Below are 6,763 nucleotides of genomic sequence, written 5' to 3'. Positions count from 1 at the left end.
TGTTCTCCTCGTTCTTGGAGACCAGCAGACGTCAGATCGTAGCTTCCGTCACTGTCCGATTTTCGGGGGGCAGCTCAGTTCTGGTGCGGAGGAGTTCTGGTTCGACCGGGAGCTGGCGCTTTGCGAGGATTGCCAGGGAGTGGTCGCTATGGAGAAGTTCCCTGATCGAGCGGTGTTTGACGAGGCGCAGAAGAGACACTCGAGCCTCTGGCGCGGAGCTCTGCGCCGCTATGGCAAGGATGAGGCTGGACGACTTGCTGAAAAGGAAGGTTTCGGCGTTCTTGAACAAGTAACGAAGCTGCAAAGGCCACCCGTGTGTCTTGCGTGCGGCGGTACGGCTGTTGAGCCAATCCACCGGCCAAGAGGGGGAAGCAACGATACGTCTATTCGCCCGCTCGGGATGTCAATCCCGGTTGTGGCGGTCAGCTTACCATTCAAGGATCGGGCGCGAACCGGATTGCCCCACGAGAACTAACCCGGATCTACGATATCCGAGGCCATTTGGTAGGGGAGCGGCCAGGCTGGCGCTGATTGTCGTTTCGCTCGGCCAGGGTCAATTTGGTCGCAAGCCCCCAACTCCACTGCAGCCCGCCTCTACGGACCGCTGATACGCTGTGCGTCCATATTGCTCTGTCAGGCTGGGGTCGGCGCCAGCGTCGAGCAGCATTCCGACGGCACGTCGGTCACAGAAGCCCGCCGCTCTATGCAGCGGCGTTACTTGAAGGCTGGTCCGAGCGTCTAGGTCGGAGCCAGCCTGTATCAGTGCCTGCAATGCTTGATAGCGTGAGCCATCTGGCAATATCGCGTGGTGAAGCGGGCTCCACTCGAACATGGCACTACGATTTGGGTCAGCGCCGTTCCGAAGCAGCAACTCGAGCACGGCAACGCTGTTTTCTCGTGTTGCTGTTACGATAACGCTCGAACCCATGACTTCATGATTTGGGTCTGCGCCAGCGTCAAGCAGTAGTTGAGCTTCCGCTGGCCGGTTTAGCCCTGCTGCTGCCACCAGAGCTTTGGAGAGGTCTGCCTCAGACCAGGTTCCATTTTGCAACGCTTGACGCAGATCGGAAATGTGGCCGTCCCGTACAATTTCGAATAGTTCGAGATCACCGGTTTCCGTGTCTTGCCCAGCTAGTTGGATGCTGCTCAAGAACCGCTCAACATCTGCTGTGTCGATGGTGTCCAAAGGCATGCCGACAGCAACGAGGGCGAAGCTGGATGGAAATCGGAAGAGCCGGTAGGAGTAAGTGACTTCTATGCCTTGAATGGTCTTCGTTCCGGTCATCACGATGTGCGGTACAGGCGTCTGCCCTCGGCTCAATCCTTCGGTCGCGTCTGAAAACGGCTCGATCGACCAGAAGCGCAGGTAGTTTCGCAGGATCTGTTCGTCGGAAGCTCCAGGAAATACAGAGTCAGGATCAATCTCGGTGCATTCAATGGAGACCATTGCGCCCCGCACGAATGAACGGTGCGTTGTGCTTAGGACTTCGACACCCGCTAGCGGCACCGACGTCTCGATGATTTCGGGGTCGGCAATGAAGTCCGCAGAGATCGGGCAGCGTCCGACGTCTCCCGCAGCAGGAGACGCAATGACTAAACTAAGAGCGACGGCCAGAATACGATGCATAGCCGCAACGTAGCGGCAGAACCCTCTTGCAGCCAATAGTTGAGATGCCCACCCCACGCGAAACCATCCTCGCCGCGCTGCACGCGCGGCTCTCGGCGCAGCCCGCCACGGCTCTCCGCGGCGACGTGTTGCCCGAGCGCGTCCCGGCCGAGGGTCTGCTGATCCTGCGCGATGGCGAGCCGGGGGAGCCGGAGGTCACACTCTCGCCCCTGCGCTACCACTATCAGCATCGCGCCGAGATCGAGGCGGTCGTTCAGGGTGCCGACCGTGACACCGCCTTCGACACGCTGACCGCCAGCATTGGCGCGGCGCTCGCCGCCGACCGAACGCTGGGAGGGCTCTGCGACTGGGTCGAGGCGGAGGCTCCGCGCCCGGTCGATCTGCCGGTCGAGGGCGCGGCCAGCCTGAAGGCGGCCGTTATCTCGATCATCCTGCACTATTCCCTGAGCGATCCGCTCAGCGCGGAGGCCCCGGAGGAGCCCGATCCTCCGGCACCGCCCTCCGAGCCCCTGCCGGAGAACCTGATCCCAGAGGCGGAGGCCGCCTTCGACACCGCGGGCGCGTGGAGCGCGGCCGGGTCCTGGTCCATCGCGGGCGGGGTGGCCGCGCACGCGGCGACGGCGCTCGCCGCGAACCTCGAATACGACATTGCGATCCCGGAGGGCTGGGTGCTGGTTTCCTACCGGATCCTCGAGAGCAACCTCCAGAACGGCATCAACTTCCAGCTGGGCGGCGGCTTCTACAACGTCAACGAGGCGCGGAGCCGGGTCGGCGTGCATGCCCACCTGATCCCGTCGTCCGGCCACACGCGGACGCGCTGGATCGCGCAGGGCGGCTGGGAAGGCGTGATCGACGATGCGGCGGTGCGCGACGTGACGGAGATCCAGTCCCGCCCGGCCGAAATCTACATCCTCGCGGGCCAGTCCAACATGGTAGGTGGGTCCGCCGTCCCGGTGGACCCGGTGCTCGACGACGTGCATCCGCTGATCTCCTATCTCGCCGGGACCACGGCCACGCATCTGGGTGGCAAGACCGGCGAGATGCGGCCTGCGGTCGATCCGCTGCAGCATTATGGCGGCACGGTACTCGGCGTCGGTCCCGGCATGGCGGCCGCGCGCGGGATGCTCGCCACCCTCGCGACCGGGCGCCGCATCGCGCTGGTCGCGGCGGCGAAGGGCGGCACCTCGCTGGTCGGTACCGGGTCTGACTGGGAGGCCGGCTCGGGCGACGCCTATCTCAACGCCGTGGCGCAGGCGCAGCTGGCGCTCTCGATGCTGCCGGCGGGCTCGGCGATCCGCGGCCTGTTCTGGTCGCAGGGCGAGTCCGACAACGGGCCCAACGTGGAGACGAGCTATCCGCCCGCATTCCAGGCGATGCTGACAGCACTAAGAACCGATCTCGGCCTGCCCGATCTGCCGGCGGTGATCCTCGGCCCGACACCCGAGGGCGATCCGGAGGGGCGGCTCGCCGCGGCGCAGGCCGCTCTCGACGAAACCTCCGGTTCGGGCTTCGCCACGCCGGGCGTCCGCTTCGTCGCCGGGCCCGCAGGCATGACGGTGGCGGGCGACGACATCCACTTCTCGGCCGCCGGCAATCGCCAGCGCGGGGCCGACGCAGCCGTCGCGATGGCAGCGCTGATCGCCTGATCGGGGCGCCGCGAGCCGCTCAAAACCTGATCCGAAAGGAACGACAATGGCACGAGCCCAAGGGGCGCGGGCGCTGATGGCGCTTGCGTTCGAGACGACCTACGGCACCCCGCCCGCGAGCGGCTACACGCGGATGCCGTTCGCCAGCACCTCGCTCGGCGCCGAGCAGCCGCTGCTGAACTCGGAGTTGCTCGGCTACGGCCGCGATCCGCTGGCGCCGATCAAGGATGCGGTGACGGCGGACGGCGATGTCGTCGTGCCGCTCGACGCCGAGGCCTTCGGCTTCTGGCTGAAGGCGGCGTTCGGTGCGCCCACCACCACCGGGACCGGCCCCTGGACGCACGAGTTCCAGTCGGGGTCGTGGACGCTGCCCAGCATGTCGATCGAGACCGGCATGCCGGAGGTGCCGCGCTATGCGATGTATTCCGGCTGCGTGCTCGACCAGATCACCTGGCAGATGCAGAGATCTGGCCTGCTCACCGCCACGGCGCGGCTGGTGGCGCAGGGCGAGACCGTGGGCACGACAACCAGCGCGTTCGGCGAGCCCGCCTCACCCCCCGCCGCGCTGGAGCTGAAGCGCTTCGGCCATTTCAACGGGGCGATCACCCGCAACGGATCGGCCCTCGGCAACGTGGTCTCGGCCGAGATCACCTATGCCAACAACCTCGACCGGATCGAGACGATCCGCTCGGACGGGCGCATCGACGGCGCGGACCCAAGCATCGCGGCGCTCACCGGCCGGATCGAAGTGCGCTTCGCCGACCAGACGCTGGTGACGCAGGCGATCAACGGCGAGGCCTGCGAGATGGAATTCGCCTACGTCTTGCCCACCGGCGAGAGCTTCACCTTCACCGTGCACGCCGTCTACCTGCCGCGCCCGCGCATCGAGATCTCCGGGCCGCAGGGCGTCCAGGCCACCTTCGACTGGCAGGCCGCCCGCGACAGCGTCGTCGGCCGGATGTGCACCGCCACCCTCGTGAACGATGTGGAGACCTACTGAGATGCTGACGCTCGACCTGACGAACGCGCCCCGCTGGCATGACCTCGCGCCCGGCGTCCGGGTGCAGCTGCGCCCGCTGACCACGGCGCTGATGGTGGCGACCCGCAGCGATCCGGCCGTCGAGGCGGTGCCCGAGGAGGCATCCGACGAGGAGCGTGCGGTCGCCTTCGCCAAGGCGCTGGCGCGGCGGGCGGTGCTCGCCTGGGAGGGAATCGGCGACGCGGACGGCAAGCCCATCGACCCGAGCCCGGAGGCCATCGAGGCGCTGCTCGACGTCTGGCCGATCTTCGAGGCATTCCAGCTGACCTACGTCGCGAAGGGTTTGCTGCTGGAACAGGAAAAAAACGCCTCCGCGCTCTCGCCGAATGGTCCTTCGGCGGGGGCGAGCGGTACTGCCAAGCCTGCGCGCCCTTCGAGGGCCGCGAGCAAGGCTGTCCGGACTGCCCGGCGCGACTGAACCGGCCCCTGACGCTTGAAGGCTGGCAGGTCTGGGACCTCGTCGGCCGTCTCGGCGGCCAGCTGCGCGTTCTGCCCGGCGCGGTGATCGGCTGGGACATGTCGGCAGCATTTGCGCTCGGTGACGCGCTCGGCGTGCCGCCGCTCGCCATGGCCGAACTGCTACCCGTCATCGAAGCGGTGATGGTCACGAAGCTGAACGAGGACCTGTCGGCGAACGACGGCCCGGGTGTCAGGTCTTGATCTTCTCGATCAGGGTGACGCCGGGCAGTCCCTCGAAATGCGCGTCGCAAGTCAGCAAGGCGGCGCCCTGTGCGCGGGCGGTTGCGAAGATGATCGCGTCGGCCGTGGCGAGCTTGTGTTCCCGGCAGGCCTCCGCCGCCGCCAGCGCGACCTCAGTATGGAGCGGGACGACCTGGCAGACCTGCGTGAAGGCAATGACCTGATCGGCCTTGTCCTCACCGACCTCGCGCGTCAGCCATTTCGCCAGCTCCAACTGGACCTTGGTCGGGACGAGCCACTCGGCCTGTTCGGGCAGATGTCCGGACAGCTTCTCGCCGGTCGGCGAGCCGATCAGCCATTCGATCCACGCCGACGTGTCGACGAGGATCATCAGAACCGGTCCGAGCGGTCGCGACAATCGGTGGCGGACGCGCCGCGCGCGAGCCCCTTCAGCGCCTCCCGTTTGGGCACCGGCACAAGCAGGACGCCCGTGCCTTTCGGGATGAAGGCAAAGGTCAGCCCGGCCTCCCAGTGCTGGGCGGCCCGGATCGCCTTGGGGATCGAGATCTGGAACTTCGAAGACAGGGTCGCGGTCTCGGCCATGATCATACCTTCACTTGATCGATGGCGTAAACGTAAGACGCCGATACGGCGAAAGCAAGGAGTCTGACCGATGGCCGAGAAACGCGTCAGCGTCCGCCTCGCGGCCCTGGGCGGACGGCAGGTGCGCGCCGAACTGGAAGGCGTGGGCGAGGCCGGGTCGCGCGGCTTCGGACGGCTGAGCCGGGAGATGGAGGCGGCGAACGCCCGGCTCGCAGCCTTCTCGCGGCGGGTTCGCGTGGCCGCCGCTGCGGCAGTTGCCGCTGCGACCGCCGCTGGCGTGGCGATGATCCGCTCCGGCCTGCAGACGGTGGATGCGCAGGCGAAGCTGGCGCAGTCCCTCGGCACCACCGTCGCCTCGATCCAGACGCTCGAGCGCGCGGGCGAGCTGGCGGGCGTCTCGATGTCCGGCATCGAGCAGGCCACCAAGGATCTGACTCGCCGTCTCAGCCAGGCGGCCGCCGGGACCGGACCGGCTGCCGACGCGCTCGACCGGCTCGGGCTGTCGGTCAACGAGCTGATTGCGCTGCCGCTGGATCAGCGCGTGGGTGCGATCAACTCCGCCATAGAAAGCTTCGTGCCCGCTGCCGAACGCGCGGCTGTCGCGGGCCAGCTCTTCGGCGAGGAAGGCTCGATCGCCATGTCGCGGATCGACACCGCGACGCTGCGCCAGGCGACAGAGGACGTCCTCGCCTTCGGTGTCGTCGTCTCCGAGCAGGATGCGGACCAGATCGAGCGGACGAACGATGCCATCTCAAGGCTCGGGCTGATCTGGCGCGGGCTGTCGAACCAGCTCGCAGTCGCAGCAGCTCCGGCACTGGAAGCCGTCGCCGACGCCATGGCGACGGTCGCCAGCCGCAGTGGTCCGCTCGGTATCGCCATTCGCGGGCTCTTCGACAACATCGGCCGCCTGACCACCTATGCCGCCACCTTCGCCGCCTTCCTCGCCGGTCGCTGGGTGGCGGGGATGGCCGCTGCCGCGCTCTCGGTCCGTGGCCTCGCAACGGCGCTGGTCGTCCTGCGCGGTGCGCTGATCCGCACCGGCATCGGGGCGCTGATCGTCGGCGCGGGCGAGCTTGTCTACCAGTTCACCCGCCTCGTCTCTGGTGCGGGCGGGTTTGGCGAGGCGATGTCACTGCTGAAAGACGTCGCGGTCGAGGTCTGGGAGCGCATCAGGATGGGCGCAGCGGCTGCGGGCGCGGCCGCCACGGC

At 67.2% G+C, this 6,763-nt stretch carries 8 protein-coding genes and 2 pseudogenes; 7 read left to right on the top strand and 3 right to left on the bottom strand.

The features are described 5' to 3' along the window. Window positions 1-475, top strand: a 475-nt coding sequence (locus GE300_RS23440) for a hypothetical protein (RefSeq protein WP_233417301.1), incomplete at its 5' end; no start/stop codon positions are given. Window positions 476-553: 78 nt separating this feature from the next. On the opposite strand, the gene GE300_RS21640 is transcribed toward GE300_RS23440, so the two are convergent. Further along, window positions 554-1,627, bottom strand: a complete 1,074-nt coding sequence (locus GE300_RS21640; protein WP_154449647.1) for an ankyrin repeat domain-containing protein — start codon at window positions 1,625-1,627, stop codon at window positions 554-556. Between the two features lie 44 nt (window positions 1,628-1,671). On the opposite strand from GE300_RS21640, the pseudogene GE300_RS23435 reads away from it, so the two are divergent. The 5 genes and pseudogenes from GE300_RS23435 to GE300_RS21620 all read left to right on the top strand — a co-directional run. Further along, window positions 1,672-2,088: pseudogene (locus GE300_RS23435) on the top strand (acyl-CoA transferase); the annotation flags it as partial. A gap of 138 nt (window positions 2,089-2,226) precedes the next feature. Next, complete coding sequence (locus GE300_RS23635; protein ID WP_325063357.1) at window positions 2,227-3,273, top strand: sialate O-acetylesterase; 1,047 nt, start codon at window positions 2,227-2,229, stop codon at window positions 3,271-3,273. Window positions 3,274-3,319: 46 nt separating this feature from the next. Further along, window positions 3,320-4,273, top strand: a complete 954-nt coding sequence (locus GE300_RS21630) for a phage tail tube protein (protein ID WP_154449645.1) — start codon at window positions 3,320-3,322, stop codon at window positions 4,271-4,273. Between the two features lies 1 nt (window position 4,274). Next, window positions 4,275-4,730, top strand: coding sequence for a hypothetical protein (locus GE300_RS21625; RefSeq protein WP_154449644.1), 456 nt, complete (start codon window positions 4,275-4,277; stop codon window positions 4,728-4,730). Window positions 4,731-4,738: 8 nt separating this feature from the next. Continuing rightward, window positions 4,739-4,972 (top strand): DUF7697 family protein, encoded by a 234-nt coding sequence (locus GE300_RS21620; RefSeq protein WP_154449643.1) that lies wholly within the window; start codon window positions 4,739-4,741, stop codon window positions 4,970-4,972. Here the strand turns inward: GE300_RS21620 and GE300_RS21615 are convergent. Continuing rightward, the gene (locus GE300_RS21615; RefSeq protein WP_154449642.1) at window positions 4,962-5,342 is read right to left on the bottom strand and encodes a type II toxin-antitoxin system VapC family toxin; all 381 of its coding nucleotides are present in this window, start codon (window positions 5,340-5,342) and stop codon (window positions 4,962-4,964) included. The genes GE300_RS21620 and GE300_RS21615 overlap by 11 nt on opposite strands. Beyond that, window positions 5,342-5,554, bottom strand: a complete 213-nt coding sequence (locus GE300_RS21610) for an AbrB/MazE/SpoVT family DNA-binding domain-containing protein (RefSeq protein WP_154449641.1) — start codon at window positions 5,552-5,554, stop codon at window positions 5,342-5,344. The genes GE300_RS21615 and GE300_RS21610 overlap by 1 nt, the downstream gene beginning before the upstream one ends. Before the next feature lie 70 nt (window positions 5,555-5,624). Between GE300_RS21610 and GE300_RS21605 the strand changes: the two are divergent. After that, window positions 5,625-6,763 (top strand): annotated as a pseudogene (locus GE300_RS21605) (phage tail tape measure protein); the annotation flags it as partial.

Source organism: Halovulum marinum, from assembly GCF_009697225.1.
Classification (GTDB): domain Bacteria; phylum Pseudomonadota; class Alphaproteobacteria; order Rhodobacterales; family Rhodobacteraceae; genus Halovulum; species Halovulum marinum.
Note: the sequence above shows the minus strand (reverse complement) of the source record. Positions and strands in the feature narration are given on the sequence as shown.